The organism is Bradyrhizobium diazoefficiens (genome assembly GCF_016616885.1).
Lineage (GTDB): Bacteria > Pseudomonadota > Alphaproteobacteria > Rhizobiales > Xanthobacteraceae > Bradyrhizobium > Bradyrhizobium diazoefficiens_F.
In genome coordinates this window covers 5,546,349-5,568,110 of the sequence record NZ_CP067102.1, presented here as the reverse complement: position 1 = coordinate 5,568,110, position 21,762 = coordinate 5,546,349, and the positions used below count along the sequence as shown (strand labels likewise).

The 21,762-nt window shown below is 64.6% G+C and carries 21 protein-coding genes; 15 read left to right on the top strand and 6 right to left on the bottom strand.

Annotation, left to right across the window (positions count from 1 at the left end):
- Positions 1-31: 31 nt before the first annotated feature.
- From JJC00_RS26060 to JJC00_RS26000, 13 genes are all read left to right on the top strand, one after another.
- Entirely contained in the window at positions 32-805 is a 774-nt protein-coding gene (locus tag JJC00_RS26060; protein ID WP_200468737.1) for an SDR family NAD(P)-dependent oxidoreductase, read from the top strand.
- 38 nt (positions 806-843) lie between these two features.
- On the top strand, positions 844-2,490 hold the full coding sequence (locus JJC00_RS26055; protein WP_200468736.1) for an FGGY-family carbohydrate kinase: 1,647 nt from the start codon (positions 844-846) through the stop codon (positions 2,488-2,490).
- Between the two features lie 5 nt (positions 2,491-2,495).
- A complete protein-coding gene (locus JJC00_RS26050; protein ID WP_200468735.1) occupies positions 2,496-3,431 on the top strand; it encodes a carbohydrate kinase family protein in 936 nt (311 codons plus the stop codon).
- Positions 3,432-3,545: 114 nt separating this feature from the next.
- Positions 3,546-4,967 carry an amidase gene (locus JJC00_RS26045; RefSeq protein ID WP_200468734.1) on the top strand — a complete coding sequence of 474 codons (1,422 nt, stop codon included), beginning with the start codon at positions 3,546-3,548 and terminating at the stop codon, positions 4,965-4,967.
- An 84-nt stretch (positions 4,968-5,051) separates the two neighbouring features.
- Positions 5,052-6,002 (top strand): ABC transporter permease, encoded by a 951-nt coding sequence (locus JJC00_RS26040; RefSeq protein ID WP_200468733.1) that lies wholly within the window; start codon positions 5,052-5,054, stop codon positions 6,000-6,002.
- Positions 5,999-6,892, top strand: a complete 894-nt coding sequence (locus tag JJC00_RS26035; RefSeq protein ID WP_200468732.1) for an ABC transporter permease — start codon at positions 5,999-6,001, stop codon at positions 6,890-6,892. The genes JJC00_RS26040 and JJC00_RS26035 overlap by 4 nt, the downstream gene beginning before the upstream one ends.
- Entirely contained in the window at positions 6,889-7,902 is a 1,014-nt protein-coding gene (locus JJC00_RS26030) for an ABC transporter ATP-binding protein (protein WP_433996462.1), read from the top strand. Before JJC00_RS26035 ends, JJC00_RS26030 begins: the two co-directional genes overlap by 4 nt.
- Positions 7,899-8,909 carry an ABC transporter ATP-binding protein gene (locus tag JJC00_RS26025; RefSeq protein WP_200468730.1) on the top strand — a complete coding sequence of 337 codons (1,011 nt, stop codon included), beginning with the start codon at positions 7,899-7,901 and terminating at the stop codon, positions 8,907-8,909. Before JJC00_RS26030 ends, JJC00_RS26025 begins: the two co-directional genes overlap by 4 nt.
- A gap of 59 nt (positions 8,910-8,968) precedes the next feature.
- Complete coding sequence (locus tag JJC00_RS26020) at positions 8,969-10,462, top strand: ABC transporter substrate-binding protein (protein WP_200468729.1); 1,494 nt, start codon at positions 8,969-8,971, stop codon at positions 10,460-10,462.
- Positions 10,463-10,695: 233 nt separating this feature from the next.
- Positions 10,696-11,997 carry an IS4 family transposase gene (locus JJC00_RS26015; RefSeq protein ID WP_246774251.1) on the top strand — a complete coding sequence of 434 codons (1,302 nt, stop codon included), beginning with the start codon at positions 10,696-10,698 and terminating at the stop codon, positions 11,995-11,997.
- A 638-nt stretch (positions 11,998-12,635) separates the two neighbouring features.
- Positions 12,636-13,889 carry a group II intron reverse transcriptase/maturase gene (gene ltrA / locus JJC00_RS26010; protein WP_246773922.1) on the top strand — a complete coding sequence of 418 codons (1,254 nt, stop codon included), beginning with the start codon at positions 12,636-12,638 and terminating at the stop codon, positions 13,887-13,889.
- 303 nt (positions 13,890-14,192) lie between these two features.
- The gene (locus tag JJC00_RS26005; RefSeq protein ID WP_246773921.1) at positions 14,193-15,176 is read left to right on the top strand and encodes an alpha/beta hydrolase family protein; all 984 of its coding nucleotides are present in this window, start codon (positions 14,193-14,195) and stop codon (positions 15,174-15,176) included.
- 15 nt (positions 15,177-15,191) lie between these two features.
- A complete protein-coding gene (locus tag JJC00_RS26000) occupies positions 15,192-15,344 on the top strand; it encodes a hypothetical protein (RefSeq protein WP_200468725.1) in 153 nt (50 codons plus the stop codon).
- Between the two features lie 40 nt (positions 15,345-15,384).
- Here JJC00_RS26000 and JJC00_RS25995 read toward each other — a convergent pair whose 3' ends face one another.
- The gene (locus JJC00_RS25995; RefSeq protein ID WP_200468724.1) at positions 15,385-16,005 is read right to left on the bottom strand and encodes an alpha/beta hydrolase; all 621 of its coding nucleotides are present in this window, start codon (positions 16,003-16,005) and stop codon (positions 15,385-15,387) included.
- The gene (locus tag JJC00_RS25990) at positions 16,002-16,940 is read right to left on the bottom strand and encodes a ring-cleaving dioxygenase (RefSeq protein WP_200468723.1); all 939 of its coding nucleotides are present in this window, start codon (positions 16,938-16,940) and stop codon (positions 16,002-16,004) included. The genes JJC00_RS25995 and JJC00_RS25990 overlap by 4 nt, the downstream gene beginning before the upstream one ends.
- 129 nt (positions 16,941-17,069) lie before the next feature.
- Between JJC00_RS25990 and JJC00_RS25985 the strand changes: the two genes are divergently transcribed.
- Positions 17,070-17,981, top strand: coding sequence for a LysR family transcriptional regulator (locus tag JJC00_RS25985; RefSeq protein ID WP_200468722.1), 912 nt, complete (start codon positions 17,070-17,072; stop codon positions 17,979-17,981).
- A 104-nt stretch (positions 17,982-18,085) separates the two neighbouring features.
- On the opposite strand, the gene JJC00_RS25980 is transcribed toward JJC00_RS25985, so the two are convergent.
- The 4 genes from JJC00_RS25980 to cobU all read right to left on the bottom strand — a co-directional run bounded on the left by JJC00_RS25980 (position 18,086) and on the right by cobU (position 20,678).
- A complete protein-coding gene (locus JJC00_RS25980) occupies positions 18,086-18,619 on the bottom strand; it encodes an REP-associated tyrosine transposase (protein WP_200468721.1) in 534 nt (177 codons plus the stop codon).
- 134 nt (positions 18,620-18,753) lie between these two features.
- A complete protein-coding gene (gene bluB / locus JJC00_RS25975) occupies positions 18,754-19,386 on the bottom strand; it encodes a 5,6-dimethylbenzimidazole synthase (protein WP_200468720.1) in 633 nt (210 codons plus the stop codon).
- Positions 19,387-19,389: 3 nt separating this feature from the next.
- Positions 19,390-20,175 carry an adenosylcobinamide-GDP ribazoletransferase gene (gene cobS, locus JJC00_RS25970; RefSeq protein WP_200468719.1) on the bottom strand — a complete coding sequence of 262 codons (786 nt, stop codon included), beginning with the start codon at positions 20,173-20,175 and terminating at the stop codon, positions 19,390-19,392.
- A complete protein-coding gene (gene cobU / locus JJC00_RS25965; protein ID WP_200468718.1) occupies positions 20,172-20,678 on the bottom strand; it encodes a bifunctional adenosylcobinamide kinase/adenosylcobinamide-phosphate guanylyltransferase in 507 nt (168 codons plus the stop codon). Before cobU ends, cobS begins: the two co-directional genes overlap by 4 nt.
- Positions 20,679-20,799: 121 nt before the next feature.
- Between cobU and cbiB the strand changes: the two genes are divergently transcribed.
- On the top strand, positions 20,800-21,753 hold the full coding sequence (gene cbiB, locus JJC00_RS25960; protein WP_246773920.1) for an adenosylcobinamide-phosphate synthase CbiB: 954 nt from the start codon (positions 20,800-20,802) through the stop codon (positions 21,751-21,753).
- Positions 21,754-21,762 lie beyond the last annotated feature (9 nt).

Below are 21,762 nucleotides of genomic sequence, written 5' to 3'. Positions count from 1 at the left end.
CAAGAAACGGCAAGACAACGGAAAGACGACCATGTACCTCGAGAAATTCAAGCTGAGCGGCAAGACCGCGTTCATCACCGGCGGCGGGCAGGGCATTGGGCTTGCCTGCGCCGAAGCGCTAGCCGAGGCCGGCGCCAAGGTCGTCATCGGTGACCGCGACAGCAAGGTCGCCGGCGATGCCAAGGCCAATCTGAAGGCGAAGGGTTTTGACATCGAGACCGCGATCATGGACGTCACCGACACCAAGCGCGTGGCGGAGGTCGCCAATGATCTTGTCGCCCGTCACGGCAAGGTCGATATCCTCGTCAACAATGCCGGCATTGCGCGCAGCGAAACGCCGGCCGAGACCGTCACCGACGAGCATTGGCTCAACGTCATCGACGTCAATCTCAACGGCACCTTCTGGTGCTGCCGCGAGTTCGGCAAGCACATGCTCAAGGCCAAGAGCGGTGCCATCGTCAATGTTGGCTCGATGTCCGGGTTCATCGTCAACAAGCCGCAGGAGCAGTGCTTCTACAACGCCTCCAAGGCCGGCGTGCACCATCTGACCAAGTCCCTTGCCGCCGAATGGGGCGCGCGCGGCATCCGCGTCAACGCGGTGGCCCCGACCTATATCGAGACGCCGCTGAACGCCTTCGTAAAGAGCAACGCCAAGATGTACGACGCCTGGATCGGTGGAACCCCGATGGCGCGGATGGGGCAGGTCGAGGAGATCGCCTCGGTCGTCCTGTTCCTGGCCTCCGAGGCCGCGAGCCTGATGACCGGCAGCATCGTGCTGGTGGATGGCGGCTACACTTGCTGGTAGGCTTGCGTCAAAACTGACGGAAGCGACCGGGAGCGACAATGCCGCGAGCGTATATCGGCGTCGACGTGGGGACCACGAGCACGCGGGCAGGGGTGTTTGACGAGGCCGGCACGCTGCTTGCGACCGCCAAGCATCCGATCCGGATCTGGCACGAGGCCGGCGACATCGTCGAGCAGTCGTCCCAGGACATCTGGGAGGCCTGCGTCAAATCGGTGCGGGCGGCGATGGCGGAAGCGGCCATCGCGGCCGACAGCGTCGGCGGCATCGGTTTCGACGCGACCTGTTCCCTGGTGGTCCTCGACCGCCAAGGCGAGCCGGTCACGGTGAGCGCCTCCGGCGACAGGCAGCGCAACGTCATCGTCTGGATGGATCATCGCGCCATTGCCGAGGCGCGGCTGATCAACGAGACCGGGGATGCGGTGCTGCGCTATGTCGGCGGCTCGATCTCGCCCGAGATGGAGATGCCAAAGCTGTTGTGGCTGAAGCGGCATCTGCGCGCGAGTTTTGACGCTGCCGGGCATTTCTTCGATCTCGCGGACTATCTGACCTGGCGCGCGACCGGCTCGCTGCAGCGCTCGACCTGCACCGTCACCTGTAAATGGAACTACCTCGCGCATGATGGCGGCGGCTGGAGCGCGCCGTTCTTCCAGCGCATTGGCCTGTCCGACTTTGTCAGTGAGAACTACGCCCGAATCGGCACCGAGATCGTCGCCCCCGGCACGCGGCTCGGCGCCGGTCTGACGCGCGCGGCCGCCGCCGATCTCGGCCTGTCCATTGGCACACCGGTCGGCGCCTCCCTGATTGACGCCCATGCCGGCGGCATCGGCGGGATCGGCGGGCGTGACGAATCGGGCGGAACGATGGATGTCAGCGATCGTCTGGCCTACATCATGGGAACGTCGGCCTGCATCATGGCGACGACGAAAGAGCCGTGTTTCGTGCCCGGCGTCTGGGGGCCCTATTATTCCGGCATGGTGCCGAACTTCTGGCTCAATGAGGGCGGGCAGTCGGCCGCGGGTGCGGCGATCGACCATCTCCTCAAGTCGCATCCCGGCCATGCCGAGGCGAGCGCGGCGGCGCGTAGCGAGGGCATCGACCTCATCGAATTCCTCGAACGCCGCATCATCGCGCACGCAGGTGACGTCAGTCGCGGCGCGCTACTCGCCCGCGACATCCATGTGCTCCCTGAGTTCATCGGCAACCGGTCGCCTTACGCCGACCCCGACACGCGCGCCGTGATCGCTGGCCTCGATCTCGACACCGACGTCGGTGCGATGGAGCGCCTGTTCATCGCCGGCCTGTGCGGGCTGGCCTACGGGCTCGCCGAGGTGATCGAGGCCTTTGCCGCGCATGGCGTGCATGCCGGCATCATGATCATGGGCGGCGGCGCCAGCCGTAGTCCACTGGTGCGGCAGATCATGGCCGATACCACCGGCCTCACGGTCGCGCTGCCGCAAACCAAGGAGCCGGTGCTGCTGGGTGCCGCGATGCTGGGTGCGGTCGCCGGCGGCGCCTATGCCTCGATCGGCGAGACCATGGCCAAAATGTCGGCGCTCGGACGCAAGAGCGAGCCGACCGCGCCGGACATGGCCGCGTTTCACACGAAGAAGCGCGAGGTGTACAAGCTGCTGCGCGAGGTCGATCGCGGCAGCCGGGCGGCGATGCGGGACATGGCCAAGGGTTAGAAGACATGCTGATTTCCTGCGGGGATGCGCTGATCGACTTCGTTCCAACGAAAAACGCCGACGGCCGCGAAGCGGTGATGCCGGCGGTTGGCGGCTCCTGCCTCAACGTCGCGATCGGCATCGCGCGGCTTGGCGCACCGACCGGTTTCGTCGGCGGCGTCTCGACCGATTTGTTCGGGCGCATGATCGCGGACCACGCCACCGCCTCGAACGTCGAGCTTGGTCTCGCCACCCGTAGCGATCACCAGACCACGCTCGCTTTCGTCCGCATCGTCGGCGGCGAGTCCCATTACGCCTTCTATGACGCCGAGACGGCGACTCGGAATTGGACGTTTCGGCGCGGCACCATCCCGTTAGATGTGGTCGAAGCCGTCCATGTCGGCTCGACCACGCTGGTCAACGACCAGGGCGCTGCCGAGACCAAGGCCCTGATCGCAGATGCGTGGGCCTCATCAACGATCTCCTTCGATCCGAACTGCCGGCCCAATCTGGTCAAGGACAAGCCGGCCTATCTTGCGCGCATGGTCGAGTTCGCCGCGAGCGCCGATCTTATCAAGATGTCGGACGTCGACTTCGCCTATCTGTTCGGCGAGGAGCCTTATCAGCAACGCGCGAGTGCGATTCTGGGGCAGGGCACAAGTCTCGTCGTCATCACCCGCGGCAACAATGGTGCCATCGCCTGGCATGCGAAGGCAGGGCAGATCGAGGTCGAGGCGCCCAAGGTCGAGGTCGTGGACACCATCGGCGCCGGCGACAGCTTTCAGGCCGCATTGCTGTTCGCCCTGCACAAGCAGGGGCGCCTTGCCCGGCAGAAATTGAAGGACATCCGCGCAGACGAGCTCCGCCGCGCGCTGTCCTTTGCCGCCAACTGCGCCGGCTTGACCTGCACCCGCCCGGGGGCCGATCCGCCCTGGAGCCACGAGATCAGCAGGAGCTGGTAGCCCTGCGTCAGGGGCCTCGCGATGTCCCGGCGGATTGTCGCCATGCGTCGGCCGAAATGGACAGGTCAACTCCGCGCTGGCAAGGTCCGCGCGTCCTGACGCGAGCCTGTCCTGATGAGCAACGATCTCTGTTTTCTCTCCGCCACCGAGCTGCGCGAACGTATCACCAGCAAGAAGGTGTCGCCGGTCGAAATCGTCAGCGCCGCGCTCGCGCGCGCCGAGGCGCTCCAGCCGGCGTTGAACTGCTTCATCACCCTCTGTGGCGACGAGGCGATGGCAGCGGCGCGCGAAGCCGAGCGCAAGGTGATGGTTGGTGAGCCGCTCGGCCTGCTGCATGGGCTTCCCGTCACCGTCAAGGACATCGTCAACACGAAGGGCGTGAAGACCACCTTCGGCGCCGTTCCCTACAAGGACAACGTCCCCACCGAGGATGCCGTCGCGGTGGCAAAGCTGCGCGCGGAAGGCGCGATCCTGATCGGCAAGACCACGACACCGGAATTCGGCAGCAAATGCCTGACCGACTCGCCGCTGTTCGGCCGCACCCGCAATGCGTGGAGTGTAGAGCGTTCGTCCGGCGGCTCAAGCGGAGGCGCCGCCGTCGCGGTGGCGAGCGGCATCGCGCCGCTGGCGATTGCCACCGATGGCGGCGGCTCGACGCGGATTCCGGCCGCCTGCAACGGCGTCGTTGGCTTGAAGCAGAGCAATGGCGTGATCGCGCACAGCCAGGCGCTGGATGCGTTCGGCAACCAGACCTATGTCACGCCGACCACGCGCACGGTCGCGGACACCGCGCTGATGATGCAGGCGATGGCCGGTGAGGATGCTTGCGATCCCTGGTCAATCGGCGTGCCCGTGCCCGATTTCATCGGCACCGCCGCTCCGCGCGGCGATCTGCGCGGGCAGAAGATTCTGTTCTGCGCCTCGCCGCCGGGACGCCCGGTGTCATCGGATGTCGCCACGGCCTTCAAGGCGAGCCTCGACCGGCTCGCGCGCCTGGGTGCCGAGCTCGAGGAATTCTCTGGCGAGGGCTACGACGTTGAGCCGATCTGGCGCGCCATCAACCATACCGTCTGGCGCTCGCGCTTTTCGAAGCTGGTGGCGGAGCATCGTGATGTCCTCAGCGAGGCTTTCGTCAAGCAGATCGCGCTGGCAACCAATGTCAGCGGCGTTGACTATCAAGACGCGATGTTCGCGCGCACGGCGTTGTTCCGTCGCGTGCAATCCCTGCTTGCGAACGGGCACCTTCTGGCGATGCCGACCATCACCCGCACCGCGCTGCCAATCGACCAGGACCTGTTCGGCACCATCGAGATCGACGGGGCGCATTTCGACAGCGTCCGGCCGCACTGGTTCCCCTGGACCATGCCGTTCAACATGACCGGCCACCCCGCGATCAGTCTGCCCTGCGGTTTTGGTCGCGACGGGCTGCCGATCGGGCTCCAGCTCGTCGGCCGCTTCCGGGCCGACGCGGAATTGCTGCGCGTCAGCGCGCTGTTCGAGGCCTCGCACGATCTTCTCGCCCGCCGGCCAGGCTGAGATGGGGCACATGCGGCAAGGGGCTTGCGTCGGGCGTCCGGACATGTTGATCGTGCCGCTGATGGGCCCTGAATCCGACCGCGCATGAGCGTATTTGTCCTCCGACGTGTCCTGACTTTGCTGGCGACGCTGGTCGGCGCATCCGTGATCATTTTCCTGGTGCTGGACGCGCTGCCGGGCAATGCCGCGCAGATGCTGATGGGCGCCGACGCCTCTGCCGATGCGGTGCGCGCGCTCACCGTCAAGCTTGGGCTCGATCAGCCGCTGGCGGTGCGGTACCTGCAATGGATCAAGGGCTTTGTCGTCGGTGATCTCGGCAACTCCTATGTCTATGGCACCCCGGTCGGCGGTCTGATCGCGGAGCGAATGGTGCTGACCATTCCGCTTGCGATCATGTCGATGCTGATCACGGTGGTGCTGGCGCTCTCGGCCGGCATCTACACCGCCGCCAACCACAACAAGCTCGGCGATGTCGGCGTGATGTCGCTGACCCAGATTGGCATCGCGCTGCCGAATTTCTGGTTCGCCATTCTCCTGGTGCTGCTGTTTGCCGTGCGGCTGCAATGGCTCTCCGCGGGCGGCTTCGCCGGCTGGGAGGACGGCATCTGGCCCGGCGTCAAATCGCTGCTGCTGCCGTCGATCTCGCTTGCGGTGGTGCAGGCCGCGATCCTCGCCCGCGTCACGCGCTCGGCCGTGCTCGAGGTGTTGCGCGAAGATTTCGTCCGCACCGCGCGGGCAAAGGGCCTCGGCAAGCGCGAGGTGCTGTGGAGCCATGTGCTGCGCAACGCTATGATTCCCGTGATGACGGTGATGGGTCTGCAATTCGCCAATCTGCTCGCAGGCACCATCGTGATCGAGAACGTGTTCTACCTGCCCGGCCTCGGCCGCCTGATCTTCCAGTCGATTGCCAACCGCGACCTGATCGTGGTGCGCAATTGCGTGATGCTGCTCGCGGCCATGGTCGTCATCGTCAATTTCGTGGTCGACGTGCTCTATGCCTTCATCGATCCCCGCATCAAGGTTCACGACCTGTGAGCGCGCCCATGACCAGTTCGGTTGACGCGCCGGTCGCAACGCGTCCACTGTCGGCCAGGACGTTCTGGCGCCGCGCGCTGCGCCATCGCAGCTTCGTGCTGGGCGGCGTGCTCAGCCTAATGGTGGTCGTCTCGGCGGTGCTCTCGCTGGTGTGGACGCCGTGGTCCCCTTACGAGATCGACATCGCCTCGAAACTCCGACCGCCGTCGGCGGCGCACTGGCTCGGCACCGATACCTTTGGCCGCGACATTGTCTCGCTGCTGCTCGCCGGCGCCCGCTCGACCATCCTGGTCGGCATCATCGCGGTCAGCATCGGTCTCGCCTTCGGCGTCTGCCTCGGCCTGATCGCATCGGCCAAGCGAGGCTGGACCGAAGAGATCATCATGCGCTTCTCCGACTTCACCTTCGCCTTTCCGGCCGTGCTCTCGGCAATCATGCTCGCCGCGGTCGCAGGCCCGGGCATGCTGACCTCGATCATAGCGATCGGCATCTTCCAGATCCCGACCCTGATCCGGTTGACGCGCGGCTCGGCCAACGCGATCTGGGCGCGCGAATTCGTGCTGGCGGCGCGCGCCTCAGGCAAGGGCGCCTTTCGTATCACCATCGAGCACGTGCTGCCGAACATCCTGTCGATCCTGATCGTGCAGGCGACCATCCAGTTTGCGCTCGCCATTCTTGCCGAGGCCGCGCTGTCCTATCTCGGCCTCGGCACGCAGCCGCCGCAGCCGTCCTGGGGCCGCATGCTGAACGATGCGCAGACCATGCTGTTCCAGTCGCCGATGCTCGCGGTCTATCCGGGTGCTGCGATCGCGATCGCCGTGCTCGGCCTCAATCTGCTCGGCGACGGCCTGCGCGACCTGCTCGATCCCAGACTGGCGCGGGAGCGATGACCATGGCTGATCCCGCAACGTTGATCGCCGTCGAGAATCTCGGCGTACGCCTCAACACCAGCCGTGGCCCGGCGCAGGCCGTGCGCGGCGTCAGTTTTGCGCTGAAGCGTGGCGAGACGCTCGGGCTCGTCGGCGAGTCCGGCTGCGGCAAGTCGGTCACGGCGCTGTCGCTGATGGGATTGCTGCCGGACAGCGCGGTCGTCAGCGGCAGCATCAAGCTTGATGGCAACGAGCTCACGCGGCTTCCGGATGCGGATTATTGCGGCTTGCGCGGCAACCGCATCAGCATGATCTTCCAGGAGCCGATGACGGCGCTCAACCCGATGCACACGATCGGCCATCAGGTCGCCGAACCGCTGCGGCGTCACCAGAAATATTCGGCGTCGCAGGCACGCAGAGAGGCAATCGCCTTGCTCGACCGGGTCGGGCTGCCCGATCCTGCAAAGCGCATCGATGCCTATCCGCATCAATTCTCCGGCGGCCAGCGCCAGCGCGTCACCATCGCGATGGCGCTCGCCTGCGAGCCTGATCTCCTGATCGCGGACGAGCCCACCACCGCACTCGACGTCACCATCCAGGGCCAGATCCTCGACCTCATCGCCGACCTCGTCGAGGAGCGCGGCATGTCGATGATCCTGATCTCGCACGATCTCGGCGTCATCGCCGAGAACGTGCAGCGGATGATGGTGATGTATGGCGGCACCGTCGTCGAGAGCGGACCGACCGACGAAGTGTTCCGCCGGATGGGTCACCCCTACACGCAGGGCCTGTTCCGCGCCCGCCCCAAACTCGGCGCGCGCAAGGGGACGCGGCTGACGACGATCGCGGGCACGGTGCCAGAGCTCGTCGATCTGCCTTCCGGCTGTACCTTCTCAAATCGATGTCCGCTCGTGATCGACCAGTGCCGCGCCGCGTTGCCACCGATGGTGGATGTCGGGCCTGGCCATGGCGTGCGCTGCATCAGGACGGACGTCTCGATGGCCGAACGCGTCGGAGCGCTGTCCGCATGACGGCCGTACCAACGCCGCTTCTCGACGTAAGAGACATCGAGCAGCGCTACGCGCTGCCGCGCGAAAGCCTGTTCCGTCCGCCTGGAGAGGTGCGCGCGCTCAATGGTGTGAGCGTGCAAGTCTCCGCCGGCAAGAGCCTCGGCATCGTGGGCGAATCCGGCTCGGGCAAGTCGACCTTTGCACGGGTGGTGATGGCGCTGGAGCGGCCGACCGCGGGGCAGGTCACGCTGCTCGGCCGCGATCTCAACCGCATCTCACCCGATGAATTGCGCCGCGCACGCCGCAATTTCCAGATGGTGTTCCAGGACCCGTATGGATCGCTCGATCCGCGCCAGACCATTGCGCGCATTGTCGCCGAGCCGCTCACCGTGCTCGATGACGCCGACCGCAGCACGTTCCGCGCCCGCGTCGCCGCGGTGCTGAAGCAGGTCGGCTTGCGCGACGCGGACATGGACAAATATCCGCATGAGTTCTCCGGCGGCCAGCGCCAGCGCATCGCCATCGCACGCGCGCTGATCACGCAACCCAAACTGATCGTCGCGGACGAGCCGGTCTCCGCGCTCGATGTCTCCGTGCAGGCGCAGGTGCTGAACCTGATGCAGGACCTCCAGGAGCAGTTCGGCCTGAGCTATATCCTGATCAGCCACGACCTCGCCGTGGTCGACTATCTCTGCGACGAGGTCGCGGTGATGTATCTCGGCCGGGTCGTCGAGCAGGGGCGGCCGGAGGATTTGTTCGAACGCTGCGCCCACCCCTATACGCGGGCGCTGCTGGAGGCGGTGCCACGCGCACGTGCTGGCGGGGGCCGGCGCCGGCGCGGGGCCCAGGCGATCGCCTCGCAATCGGCGACGGCTGCCGGATGCCCCTATGTGGCGCGTTGTCCGCTCGCCGACCAGCATTGCCGCGAGGTTCCGCCCTTGCTACGCAGGGTGGGCGAGGGACATCTCGCCGCCTGTCACAAGGCGGAGGCCGTGATGGCATTGCCGCAGGCGACCATGGAAGGCTAATGTCGGCTACGGGATTGGCGTAGCCTCAAGACGACAGAAGAAGGCCGGGGAGTTAGGGCATGTTGAAGAAGCTAACGATCGTCGCTTTTGCCGCAGCATTGGCCGCGGCGCCGCTGCCGGTGCTGGCACAGAGCAAGAAGGACAGCGTCGTCATGGGCATGACGCTGGAGCCGCCGGGGCTCGATCCCACCAACGCCGCCGCTGCGGCGATCGCCGAGGTCACGCTCTACAACATCTATGAGACCCTGACCAAGATCAACGAGGACGGCTCGGTTGCGCCGCTGCTCGCCGAGAGCTGGACCGCGTCGCCCGACCTGAAAACCTATACGTTCAAGCTGCGCAAGGGCGTCAAATTCCAGAACGGCGAAGCCTTCGATTCCGCCGCCGTCAAATTCTCGTTCGAGCGCAACGCGGCTGCGAACAGCACCAACAAGGACAAGAGCCTGTTCCAGGCTTTCGAGAAGGTCGATGCGACCGACGCCGCCACGATCGTGCTCACGCTGAAATATCCCGAGCCGAACCTGCCGTTCCTGCTCGGGCAGGCGAGCGGCTCGATCGTCGAGCCGAAGAGTGCTGCGACCAACGTGACGCAGCCGGTCGGCACCGGGCCGTACCAGCTCGGGGCCTGGGTCAAGGGCTCTTCGCTCACGCTGAACAAATGGGCCGACTATCGCAACGCCTCCGCGATCAAGCTGTCCAAGGTGACGATCCGCTTCATCGGCGATCCCGCCGCGCAGATCGCGGCTCTGCTGTCCGGTGACGTCGACGCGTTCCCGCGCGTCACCACTCGCGGTGTCGCCCAATTCAAGAGCGATCCGCGCTTCACCGTGCTGGTCGGTGGCTCCAAGGCCAAGACCATCGTCGCCATCAACGAGAAGAAGAAGCCGCTCGACGACGTGCGGGTGCGCCGCGCGATCCTCGCCGCCATCGATCGCAAGGCGATGATCGACGGCGCGGTCGAAGGTTTCGGCACGCCGATCGGCAGCTTCTACACGCCGGGTTCGCTCGGCTATGTCGACACCACCGCCGTCAATCCTTACGACCCCGAGAAGGCGAAGAAGCTGCTCAGCGAGGCCGGCGTCACCACGCCGCTCGAGCTCAGCCTGAAGCTGCCACCGCCGCCCTACGCGCGGCAGGGCGGCGAGATCCTCGCAGCCCAGCTCGCCAAGGTCGGCATCAACGCCAAGATCGAGAACGTCGAGTGGGCGCAGTGGCTGTCGCAGGCCTTCGCCCCCAACGGGCCGCACAATTACGACCTCACCATCGTCTCGCATGTCGAGCCGTTCGATCTCGTCAAGCTGACCGAGCCCGACTTCTACCTCGGCTACAACAACGAGTCGTTCAACGCGCTCTACAAACAGATCGTGTCGACGCCGGACGAGGCCGGTCGCGCCAAGCTGCTCGGCGATGCCCAGCGCATGCTTGCGACTGACGCGGTGGCCGGCTTCCTGTTCCAGCCGCAATGGCTCACGGTCATCAACAAGAAGCTGAAGGGCGTCTGGAAGGAAGTCCCGCAGTTCGAGAACGATTTCTCGGCCTGGTCCTGGGAATAGACCCAGTCGCCTAAGTCAAATCTGACATCTCGAATTGGGCCTCTCCCCATCGGGGGCTAGCGTGAGCACACATCTTTCCGCGATTTATCAAGCATTTGGGACTTGAGCGGAGGGAATCCGATGTGATTCTTTATCTGCTGTCGCGATTCTCACGAGAAGGCGGTGGCGGAGATGAATCTTGGGCATTTTGGCGACGCGCGTCTTAAAAAAACGGCGCGCGGCTGTTGCAGCGCGTGTCGGATCGGCAGACGATCTGCCTGCGTCAACTTGGCGACACGCGTGCCGAGCAAGTCGCATTCCGCCGGTTTGTGCTGAACGATCGGGTCACAGTCTCGAAGATGGTGCTGCATCAGAGAGCACGGGTAGCCGAGGCCAGCGCCGATCGTCATGTGCTGGTGATCCAAGATACCAGCGAAATCAATTATGAGAGCCAGCGCGAACGCAAACGCGGCCTTGGCACCGTCGGCAATGGCCGCGATGTCGGGTTGTTCGTGCATCCGATGCTGGCGGTAGACGCCGAGCATGGACATTGTCTCGGTCTGCTTGACGTCCAGGTCTGGCGGCGCTTGAAGGCCAAGAGCAAGGATTATCGCAAGCAGCCGATCGAGGAAAAGGAGTCCTACCGCTGGCTCAAGGGTCCTCAACGCGCCAAGGCGGCGCTGGGCAAGGCCGTCCGGGTCACGGTGATCGATGACCGCGAAGGCGACATCTACGAGAAATGGGCTCGTCTGCCGGACCGGCGCACCGAGCTTCTGACGCGCGCCTGCCGCGACCGCGCGATGGTCGATGGCGGGACGTTGTTTGCAGCCATGGCGGAACTGCCCGAAAGGCACAGCTACTCGCTTGATCTGCCGGCGCGGCCTGGCAAAAAGCGTCAGGCGCGGCAGGCCCGCCTGACCGTGCGCTTCGGGCGCGTCCGAATCCGCCGCCCGCAATCCTGCTCCGACCGGGATGCCCCGGAGGAGATCGAATTGTCCGCCATCGAGGTCATCGAGCGCGATCCGCCCGCCAAGGAAACGCCGGTCCACTGGCGCTTGCTGACCACCCATGCCGTCGATACCGCCGCACAGGCGCTGACTGTCATAGGCTGGTATCGGCAGCGCTGGCACATCGAGCAGCTGTTCCGGACCGTGAAGAGCCAGGGACTGAAGATCGAAGAGAGCGTCGCCGAAGACGGTGAGGCTCTGGAAAAACTCGCCGTCATCGCATTGATTGGCGCAACGACCAGCATGCAACTCGTGCTCGCACGTGCCGCTCCCCACCATGACCAGCCCGCCAGTCACGTCTTCGACGACAGACAGATCGAAGTCCTCGAAGCGCTCCAGGACAAACTCCAAGGTCGCACGATCAAGCAGCAGAACCCATATCCGCCCCAAAGCCTTGCCTGGGCCGCCTGGACGATCGCTCGCCTCGGCGGATGGACAGGTTATGAAAGCGAGCGATCCACAGGGCCAATTACAATGTCCCACGGCCTCACACGCTTCAATGCCATTGCCGAAGGATACTTCCTCGACCAAGATGTGTGCTCACGCTAGCCATCGGGGGAGAGGTCATTTGTTTGGGTGCGCCAGGCATGGCGCGGAGCGCCGTGAGTGGCGCGATTTGACCGGAGTGGTGTCCGGTCGATGACTTGGAGGTGTGAGTCCTCTACGGACCTTGGTGATAGGAACCGTTAGCCGAACAGCAAGGGCGTCGTCGCGAGGCGGGGTCTGAAGGAAGCTGTAAGCAAAGTGCCGGCCTGACGAACAGCAAGCGCATAAGAGGCGTCCGCATCCGGGCGAGGGAGCCCAAATACCCGAAGCCCGATATCACTCGGAGGGTGCGGCCGTAGATGCGACAGGTAGATGGCACGAAGGTCACGCGACTGACCCTGGGAGGTCTGCCGTCCTGCCCCCGGCAACGGGTGTGCTACCGGCGCCGCAAGGCGTCGGGATGGGGCGGCAGAAGTCAGCAGAGGCCGTAGTAACCGGCAGCACCAAGCCGGCGAAGGGCCGAACGTCGAGTACCGGAGGAGGCCGGCCTGTCGATGGTGCCAACAGATGCAGACGATGACGCTGAGATGCGTCGTGCTCACCCCGAGGGTAGCGGCCGGAAGCCGCCAGAGCAGGGGCTGGGTGCATCAATCGCCACGGCGAGACCGCAACCTTCCCCTCCGGAGGTGGAAGCGCGGCTGATGGAGGAGATCGTCAGCCGAGCGAACATGATGACGGCCTACCGTCGGGTAATGGCGAACAAGGGCGCTGCAGGCATCGATCGGATGACCGTGGAGCAATTGCAGCCGTATCTGAAGGAGCATTGGCCGCGCATCAAAGAGGAACTGCTGGAAGGCCGCTACCGGCCGCAGCCGGTGCGCGGGGTGGAAATCCCCAAGCCTGGCGGAGGGGTGCGCCAACTTGGCATCCCGACGGTAGTAGACCGGCTGATCCAGCAGGCGATGCATCAGGTGCTGATGCCGCTGTTCGATCCAGGCTTCTCCAAGGCCTCGTACGGCTTCCGTCCGGGACGCAGCGCGCACGACGCGGTGCTTGCCGCGCGAGCGCATGTGGCTGAGGGTCGACGCTTTGTCGTCGACCTCGATTTGGAAAAGTTCTTCGACCGGGTGAACCACGACGTGCTGATGGCACGGGTGGCGCGCCGGGTTGCGGACAAGCGGGTGCTGCGGTTGATCCGCCGCTACCTGCGGGCTGGACTGATGACGGGCGGGATTACGACGGCACGGAGCGAAGGCACGCCGCAAGGCGGCCCTCTGTCACCTTTGCTGTCGAACATCCTGCTCGACGATCTGGACAAGGAACTCGAGCGACGAGGCCATGCCTTCTGCCGCTACGCCGACGACTGCAACATCTATGTTCGGACGCGACGGGCCGGCGAGCGGGTGATGGCGTCGATCACGCGATTCCTGACCGAGCGGTTGAGGCTCAAGGTCAACGCAGCGAAGAGCGCGGTTGACCGTCCCTGGGTGCGGACCTTCCTCGGCTACACCATGACCGCTCACAAGCAGCCGCGCCTCCGGGTAGCGGTCAAAAGCGTGAAGCGGTTGCGGAGCAAGCTGAGGACGACGCTGCGCCAAGGGCGTGGACGAACACTGGCATCGACCGTCAAGACCCTGACCCCCATCCTGCGCGGCTGGCTGCAATACTTCCGGCTGGCGGAGGCCAAAGGGGTGTTCGAGGAGCTCGACGGCTGGATGCGGCGCAAATTGCGCTGTGTTCTCTGGCGACAGTGGAAACGGCCACGGACACGCCTCAAGCGTTTGATGCAACGCGGGCTCGATCCGGAGCGGGCATGGCGGTCGGCCTACAACGGCCGCGGCCCTTGGTGGAATGCCGGGGCCAGCCACATGAACGACGCCTATCGCGCCGCCTTCTTCACGCAACTCGGCCTGCCGTCCTTCGTCGGACTGCACCGCCACCTCAATCGTGCTTGACGAACCGCCGTATACGGGACCGTACGTACGGTGGTGTGGGAGGGGGAAGCCGCAAGGCTTCCTCCTACCCGATCGGCATCAAAGCGAAACCTGCAAAACAACCCCATGCACAGTAGCCGGGGCTAGTTCTTTCAATGGCTTGCGCGGCCCGTTCGGGTTGATTTCGTAAATCCGAAATTGCAGTTGACCCGTCGGGCAAAACACTGGCATGATGGCATTGTCGACACAGGCTGCGATGTTAGGCGAGGCACGCCATCAAGAATGCGCCACCAGTCGAGCGCCGTTGCACACGCAGGAATGGCAATGTTGAAAACCGCGAGAAGCGCGGCCCTCATGTCCTTGATTGTGAGCGCAAATTTACTCCTGATTTCGTCGGGAGCTTTGGCCCAGTCCCGGCCAGACGACGAGATGTTCGATCCAGTCAAAGTCATTAACGGAACGCAGATTTCGCCTGAGGCTTGCAAAGAGATGGAGGCGCGTCAAACGGCGGTCGGGGTGAGCGTAGAGGGCAACGGATATTGCCTCAGATACTACGCTGCAGGATTGAATGCAGACGGACAGAATCCGCTGGCGGAAGTCTGGATGCCGGGTGATGTAATGGGCGGCCCTAAAGGCGTGCGCCACCAAGCAGGGCTGGGCGTTGCAGCGATGATCGAACAATCGCAAGGGCAATTCGGACGATACGGCGTGCCGTTCATTTTCCTGGCCAGGCCGGGCACGTATGGAAGTGCGGGAAAGCACTATGACATCAGGCACACGCTGCTGGAAGCGAAGCTGATGGCCTCAGCAATCGATACCTTGAAGTCGCGCTATCACATCGGCCGCTGGGTGCTTGGAGGGCATAGTGGAGGCGGGACGCTTGCGGCAGAGTTCCTTGCTCAGCGCAATGATCTTCAATGCGTCGTCCTTTCTTCGCCGGCTGCGGCGTATCGCGCGCGATTGAGGGCGAGGGGATGGGTCAGCCGTTTGAAGACGGAAGTCTTTTTTGATCCTTATGATTCCTTGAAGCAAATACCGGATCAACCTGCGCGCAGGATATTCCTAATCTCCGACCCGCGTGACTCCAACATCCCGTTTTCAACGCAGGAACTGTATTTCAATGGACTGAAATCGCATGGACATGCTGCTTGGCTTGTCCCACTCACGAAGGCCCGAGGCCCGACGTATCATAGCCTCGTTGACTTTGGACTAGCGGCCGAAGGCATGTGCGCGAGCGGGGTGGCGACTGACGTCATGCTGCAAACCTTGCGTGCGATGCCAATGCAGTCAGATCGCATATCAAACTAATCGCGGCTTAAAAAAATGCGTTGGCCGTACTCAAAGTTGCTTCCTGGACCATTCCAGCATCCGAGCCGCAAGCTCATCCAACGTTTTGCTGTTCTCGAACACTTCAATTCCCTGGTCGGCGGCGTGCTGCCGCTGATCTGGTTCAAGCGGCGCGGTTGGTTCGAGTGAAGCTGCGGCGCACCGTTCGAAAACGATGCGCCGCCATCTGTTAAGCCGCTTTCGCGTCGACGTTGCCGATCCAGTTGCGGGCCAGCGTCAAATCGGCCTGCGACAGTTGGTGTCCTGCCGGCAGGACCTTGTGGTCGACACGCGCTCCTGCTTCCGACAACAGCGCCGCAAGCTTTGCCGAATTGCTCGCCGGCACGATCGGGTCAGCCTGTCCGGACAACAGCAGAACGGGCTTGCCTGCCAGGTTAGCCTTGGGTGGATCCGACAGCGGCACCATGGCACGCAGCAGGATCGCGCCTGCGAGCACGTCCGGCTTCAGCAGCAACAGCGAGGCTGCGATGTTGGCGCCGTTGGAGAAGCCGACCGCAATCGGTGCGGCGATGCCGTGTTGCTTCCTTGCTTCCGCGACAAAATCGCCGAGCTCGAGCGCGCGGCGGCGCACGTCATCCTCGTCGAACACGCCGTCCGCGAGACGGCGGAAGAAGCGCGGCATGCCGTGCTCGAGCACGCGACCGCGCGGCGAGAGCAGGGCGGAGCCGGGCGAGATCATCCTGCCGAGCCCGAGCAGATCGTTCTCGTCGCCACCGGTACCGTGCAGCAACAGGAGAGGCGGAGAGCCCTCGTCGCGCGCGGGCTCGAAACGATGGATGAAGTCGGTCATGACGCGGTCTCTTCCAAATTCGGCAGCACATCCTCGATCTGCTTGCGATGCTGTTCGAGGAAGCTCGGCAGCTTCAGGTCGCGTCCGAGCGTCGCGACGGGTTCGTCCACGGCGAAGCCGGGGATGTCGGTCGCGATCTCGAACAGCACGCCGCCGGGCTCGCGGAAATAGATCGAGCGGAAGTAGTTGCGGTCCTTCTGCTCGGTCGGGTGCAGGCCGTGGTTGCTCACGAGCTTTTGCGCCATCGTGCCCTGCTCGGCATCATCTGCCGCGCGAAAGGCGATGTGATGCACCGAGCCGCCGCCCTGATGTCCCCGCAGAAAGCCCTTGGCCTCGTAGATGTCGACGACGCTGCCTTCGGCATTGCCCGGCGCCTTGAAGCGGATCACCGAGCCTTCGCGCCCCGCTTCCTTGAAGCCGAACACGTCGGTGAGGACGGCGGCGGTCTTCGCCGCGCTGTCGAGCAGCAAGGTCACGCCGTGGAAGCCGCGGATCGCATGCTCGGCCGGCACGTCGCCATTGCTCCAGCCGGGCTCGTTCTCGGCGTCGGGAATGCCGACGAGCGCGAGCGCCATGCCATCCGGATCGGTGAACGGCAGCACGGGTTCGCCGAAGCGCTTCTCAAGCGCCTCATAGGCGATGCCCTTCTCGATGAAGCGCTGCGTCCAGTAGCCGAGTGAGCGCTGCGGCACACGGAAGGCGGTCTGATGGGTCTCGCCGACGCCGCGCCGCCCGGCCGGGACGCCGGCCCAGGGGAAGAAGGTCAGGATGGTGCCGGGGCGGCCGGTCTCGTCGCCGTAATAGAAGTGATAGGTGCCGGGATCGTCGAAATTGACCGTCTTCTTGACGAAGCGCAGGCCGAGATCCCTGGTGTAGAAGCCGAAATTGCGGATGGGGTCGCCGGCAATCGCGGTGACGTGGTGCAGTCCAGACATTGTCGTCCTCCTGAGTACGGGGAGCGGTCTTGCTCTGAACGGAAATATCGTTCCGCTTTGGATTGGAGACAATCCATGCAAATATGACATCTATGTCTACGATTTGGAAACAGTCGCGAGGCCTGGCCCTTGGATAAGGTCGCCAGCCTCCGGGCCTTCGTCAAAGTGGTCGAAAGCGGCAGCTTTGCCGAAGCCGGCCGGCAATTGCGGCTGTCGCGCTCGGCGATCAGCAAATACATCGCCGACCTCGAGGAGAGCCTTGGCGTCCAGCTTTTGAACCGGACCACCCGCCATGCGAGCCCGACCGAGAACGGCCAGCGCTATTTCGAGCGCGCCGTCGTCATCCTCTCGGAGATCGAGGCCGCCGATCAGGCGGTGTCGCAAGCCCAGTCGGCGCCGCGGGGACTGTTGCGCGTCAACGCGCCGATGTCGTTCGGCACCATGCGGCTCGGGCCCGTGCTGGCCGACTTCATGGCGCGCTATCCCGAGCTTCAGCTCCAGATCGTGCTCAGCGACGATCTGCTCGATCCCGTCCAGGACGGTTTTGACGTGACCTTGCGCATCGCGGAGCTGGAATCGTCTAGCCTCATTGCGCGCAAGATCGTGCCTGTGTCGCGCATGGTCTGCGCCTCTCCGGATTATCTGGCGCGCCACGGCACGCCTAAGCATCCGCAGGATCTGCGCGAGCATGCCTCGCTCACTTACGGCTTCCTGCTCACCGGCAATCAGTGGAAGCTCACAGGCCACGACGGCGACCACTGGATCCAGCCAGCCTGGTCGCTCTGCGTCAACAATGCCGAGGTGCTGCGCGACGTCGCGATCAAGGGCAGGGGGCTCGCGCTGCTGCCCGAGTTCATTGCCGCGGATGCGTTGCGGAAGGGCGAGTTGCGGACGGTGCTGGACAATTATTCTGCGCCGCCGCTTGCGCTCTATGCAGTCTATCCGCCGACGCGGCACCTGTCGGTGAAGGTGCGGCTGTTTATCGATTTTCTGGTGGAGCGGTTTGGGCGTGAAGAAGAGATGCGCGTGGGGACGCGCTGAGGCCGGGGGGCGCTGTCTCGTCAAGTGTCAAGCCGGCCGATGTCTGCTTAGCCCGACCAGCTCGTAGGATGGGTTGAGCCCTTGCGAAACCCATCTCTTCGCGATCATCGCTCGCCGTAATCGCGGCCATCATCTGACTGATCGCCTGCCCAATCGGGAGGATAGTTGCCAAGCTCTACGTGGCGATGAAACGAGGACGGCGCCCAATCGCCGACACGGTCGACGAGCCTGTGCTTGACCGGATTGATATGAACATAGTCGACATGCCGGGCAAAATCGATTTCGTCGCGAATAGTATGTTCCCAATATCTGCGTTGCCAGATGCCCCGTTCACCTTTTGCCGCGCGGCTTCGGGACATTCGTTCGTTTCGCGCCAGGCGGCGCGAAAAGGCGGACTTGATCAATTGCCAGCGCGTCGCAAAATCGGCGTCACCTTCAGGTAGTGTCCATACGGTGTGAAGGTGATCGGGCGACACCACGATGGCGTCGATCGTGAATGAGTGGCGTTGGCGTGTCTCACGAAACGCCACGCGCAACAGCTCGACATGATCCGTCAGCAAGGATAGCTTCCTCTCCGCCAGATTGACGGTGAAGAAGAAGCATCCACCCGGAACGAAGTTGCGACGGTAGGCGGTCATGGTACGACGTTATCACGAAACACGTGCGATGGGTTTCGCAAGAGCTCAACCCATCCTACGAGTCCCCGCGGTTAGTCCGCAACGGGTCCAAAAGCAGTCTACGCCGCACGCGTTGCAAAGGTCTGCTCGTCTAATTAGCGCCGCAGTGTAAACTCGTCCGCACCCCGCCGGTGTTCCCACTTCGCCCGCTCGAGCTCGGGCTGATCGCACTCGGCCTCGGGATAGCCGATGCAGAGATAGGCGATGAATTTCCAGGAAGCGGGTACGTCGAGCACCCCGTGGATGCGCTCCGGATTGAGGATGGAGACCCAGCCAAGCCCGATGCCTTCGGCGCGCGCGGCGAGCCACATCGCGGTGATTGCCGCGACCACGGAATATTCCGTCGTCTCCGGCATGGTCGCGCGGCCGAGGCCGTGGCCGATGTCGCTGGCCTTGTCGGCGAATACTGCGAGGTGGCGAGGTGCCTGTTCGAGGCCCGAGAGTTTTAGCGCGGCATAGCGGCCGGCGCGTTCGCCGGAGTAGCAATTCAGCGCCTCGGCGTTGCAGCTCCTGAAATCGTCGACCACGGCGCGGCGCCGTGCCGCATCATCGACGGTGACGAAGCGCCACGGCTGGCTCAGGCCGACCGACGGCGACAGGCAGGCCGTCTCGATCAGCCGCTCCACGGCGCCGTCGGGCAGCGCATCGCTGCGAAAGCGGCGCACGTCGCGGCGCCACACGAACAACTCGCGCAATTGCCGGCGGAAGGCGTCGTCGAACTCGACCATCGATCATCCTCCCGCGCGAAGGAAGGCTGCGGCCACCAGCAGGATCAGGATCTCGCCGATCTGCTCGAAAGCGCCGAGGATGTCGCCGGTCTGTCCGCCGATCTGACGGATGGCGAGCCGCGCCAGGATCAGCCCGGCGAGCGACAGCAGGACCAGGCCGACCAGCGCCTTGGCCGGTCCGAGCGCAAGGGCGAGGGCGAGCGTTCCAACAGCGAAGGCGATGGCCACGCTGCGGCCCGGCGGCGATCCGGCGCGCGCGGAGAGCCCGTCGGGACGCGCCGGGGTAACCAAGGACATGAAGGCCGGCACGCCTGCGCGGGCCGCAGCGTGGGCTGAGCACAAAGCGAGCATCACCGCCCATGGATCGGCGATTGCGATCAACGCGCTCCAGCGCAGGCCGAACGACAGGATCAGCGCGCAGACGCCATAGCTGCCGATCCGGCTGTCGCGCATGATCTCGAGCTTGCGCTCGCGGGTCTGCCCGCCGCCGAGTCCGTCGACGGTGTCGGCAAGCCCGTCTTCGTGCAGCGCGCCGGTGATGAGGGTCGTTGTGGCGAGCGCGAGCAGGGCGGCCATGCCTGGTGCCAGTCCGAGCTTGCTCGCAAGCGCGTAGACCACGGCGCCTGCAAGGCCCACCAGCAATCCCGCGATCGGCAGCGCCCAGGTCGCGCGCGCGATGTCACCGTCGCCGGCCGGCTTCGAGGATGCCACCGGCACGATCGTGACGAAGGACGCCGCGATCCTGAGATCGGCGACGACGTCTTTCAGAATGTCGGCGCGCGGCGTCATTTCAGCTTCATCGGCAGGCCGGCGACCACGAACTCGACCTCGTTGGCGACGGCCGCCATGATCTGGTTCATGATGCCGGCGGCGTCGCGATAGCTGCGCGCCAGCGCATTGTCGGGCACGATGCCGAGACCGACCTCGTTGGTGACGAAAACCACCGGACTTTTCTGGCCGCCGAGGAAGACGGCGAGTTTCGTGACCTCGTGTTCCCAGTCGCGCCCCGCGTGCATCATATTGGAGAGCCACAAGGTCAGGCAGTCCACGAGCCTTGGGCCACCGCCATCGGTTTCGATCAGCGTCTGCAGGAGATCCAGCGGTACCTCCCGCTCAATCCAGTCGACCGCCGCGCGCTTGGCTCGATGCTTCGCGATGCGCGACTCCATTTCGGCATCGAGCGCCTCGGCCGTCGCGATGTAGATGGGCCGGCCCGGAAAGCTGCGCGCGCGCTTCTCCGCGTGGGCGCTCTTGCCCGATCGCGCTCCGCCCGTGATCAAGATGACGGCCATAAAGATCTCCTGTGGGCCTGACTAATCACCAATCGCGGCCAAAGACAAAGCCGAAATCAGGCGCCCGGGGGCTTGCGCTCGCCGCTTGCTTTGCGCAACAGGGGCAGGACAGGAGACGGGTGTGGGTTTTGCGGGCGCGATGGTGGTGGCGATGGCGGTGGATGCCCTGCTGGGCTGGCCTTCACCGCTGTTCGCGTGGATCGGCCACCCCGTGACCTGGCTGGGCCGGCTGATCGCCGGCATCGATACCGGCTGGAATCGCGCGTCTGCCCCGCCGGTGCTTCGCCGCGCTGCCGGCATCGCCGGCACGCTTCTGGTGATTGCGCTTGCGGTCGCGCTTGGTTGGCTGCTTCAATCCTTGCTTCAGTTCTTATTTCCCTGGGTCTGGATCCAGATCGCGCTGGTCGGCGTCCTCGCTTGGCCGCTGGTGGCGCTACGTTCGCTGCATGATCATGTCGCCGCCGTCGCGAATCCTCTGCAGGGCGGCGACATCGCCAGCGCGCGCGAGGCGGTCGCGCGCATCGTCGGCCGCGATCCCGCCGCGCTCGATGAAGCCGGCATCGCGCGCGCCGCCATCGAGAGCCTCGCAGAAAACGCGTCCGACGGCATCGTCGCACCCGTGTTGTGGGGCGCGCTGTTCGGCCTGCCCGGCATTTTGGGCTACAAGGCGATCAATACGCTGGATTCCATGATCGGCCATCGCAGCGAACGGCACGAAGCCTTTGGCTGGGCGGCTGCGCGCATCGACGATGTCGCGAATTTCATTCCGTCCCGTTTGACCGGCTTCCTCTTCGTGGTGCTCGCGCCAAAACGATCCGAGGCGCTGTCGTGCATGACGCGCGATGCGCGCCGCCATCGCTCGCCCAATGCCGGCTGGCCGGAGGCGGCCATGGCCGGCGCGCTTCGCGTGCGGCTCAGCGGCCCCCGCATCTATCACGGCAGCGCGACCGACGAGCCCTGGCTCAATGAAGGCGCGCGCGATCCGCTTGCGGCCGACATCGTCGAGGGATTGACGATCTACCGCCGCGCCATGCTGCTGCTTGCAGGCGTCCTTGCGATCCTGGCCTTCGCGTGAAAGAACAGG

What these genes read in the sequence shown, in the direction of transcription:
- JJC00_RS26060 (WP_200468737.1), top strand. Translation starts at nt 32, where the DNA reads ATGTACCTCGAGAAATTCAAGCTGAGCGGCAAGACCGCGTTCATCACC.
- JJC00_RS26055 (WP_200468736.1), top strand. Translation starts at nt 844, where the DNA reads ATGCCGCGAGCGTATATCGGCGTCGACGTGGGGACCACGAGCACGCGG.
- JJC00_RS26050 (WP_200468735.1), top strand. Translation starts at nt 2,496, where the DNA reads ATGCTGATTTCCTGCGGGGATGCGCTGATCGACTTCGTTCCAACGAAA.
- JJC00_RS26045 (WP_200468734.1), top strand. Translation starts at nt 3,546, where the DNA reads ATGAGCAACGATCTCTGTTTTCTCTCCGCCACCGAGCTGCGCGAACGT.
- JJC00_RS26040 (WP_200468733.1), top strand. Translation starts at nt 5,052, where the DNA reads ATGAGCGTATTTGTCCTCCGACGTGTCCTGACTTTGCTGGCGACGCTG.
- JJC00_RS26030 (WP_433996462.1), top strand. Translation starts at nt 6,889, where the DNA reads ATGACCATGGCTGATCCCGCAACGTTGATCGCCGTCGAGAATCTCGGC.
- JJC00_RS26025 (WP_200468730.1), top strand. Translation starts at nt 7,899, where the DNA reads ATGACGGCCGTACCAACGCCGCTTCTCGACGTAAGAGACATCGAGCAG.
- JJC00_RS26020 (WP_200468729.1), top strand. Translation starts at nt 8,969, where the DNA reads ATGTTGAAGAAGCTAACGATCGTCGCTTTTGCCGCAGCATTGGCCGCG.
- ltrA (WP_246773922.1), top strand. Translation starts at nt 12,636, where the DNA reads ATGGAGGAGATCGTCAGCCGAGCGAACATGATGACGGCCTACCGTCGG.
- JJC00_RS26005 (WP_246773921.1), top strand. Translation starts at nt 14,193, where the DNA reads ATGTTGAAAACCGCGAGAAGCGCGGCCCTCATGTCCTTGATTGTGAGC.
- JJC00_RS26000 (WP_200468725.1), top strand. Translation starts at nt 15,192, where the DNA reads ATGCGTTGGCCGTACTCAAAGTTGCTTCCTGGACCATTCCAGCATCCG.
- JJC00_RS25995 (WP_200468724.1), bottom strand. Translation starts at nt 16,005, where the DNA reads ATGACCGACTTCATCCATCGTTTCGAGCCCGCGCGCGACGAGGGCTCT.
- JJC00_RS25990 (WP_200468723.1), bottom strand. Translation starts at nt 16,940, where the DNA reads ATGTCTGGACTGCACCACGTCACCGCGATTGCCGGCGACCCCATCCGC.
- JJC00_RS25980 (WP_200468721.1), bottom strand. Translation starts at nt 18,619, where the DNA reads ATGACCGCCTACCGTCGCAACTTCGTTCCGGGTGGATGCTTCTTCTTC.
- bluB (WP_200468720.1), bottom strand. Translation starts at nt 19,386, where the DNA reads ATGGTCGAGTTCGACGACGCCTTCCGCCGGCAATTGCGCGAGTTGTTC.
- cobS (WP_200468719.1), bottom strand. Translation starts at nt 20,175, where the DNA reads ATGACGCCGCGCGCCGACATTCTGAAAGACGTCGTCGCCGATCTCAGG.
- cobU (WP_200468718.1), bottom strand. Translation starts at nt 20,678, where the DNA reads ATGGCCGTCATCTTGATCACGGGCGGAGCGCGATCGGGCAAGAGCGCC.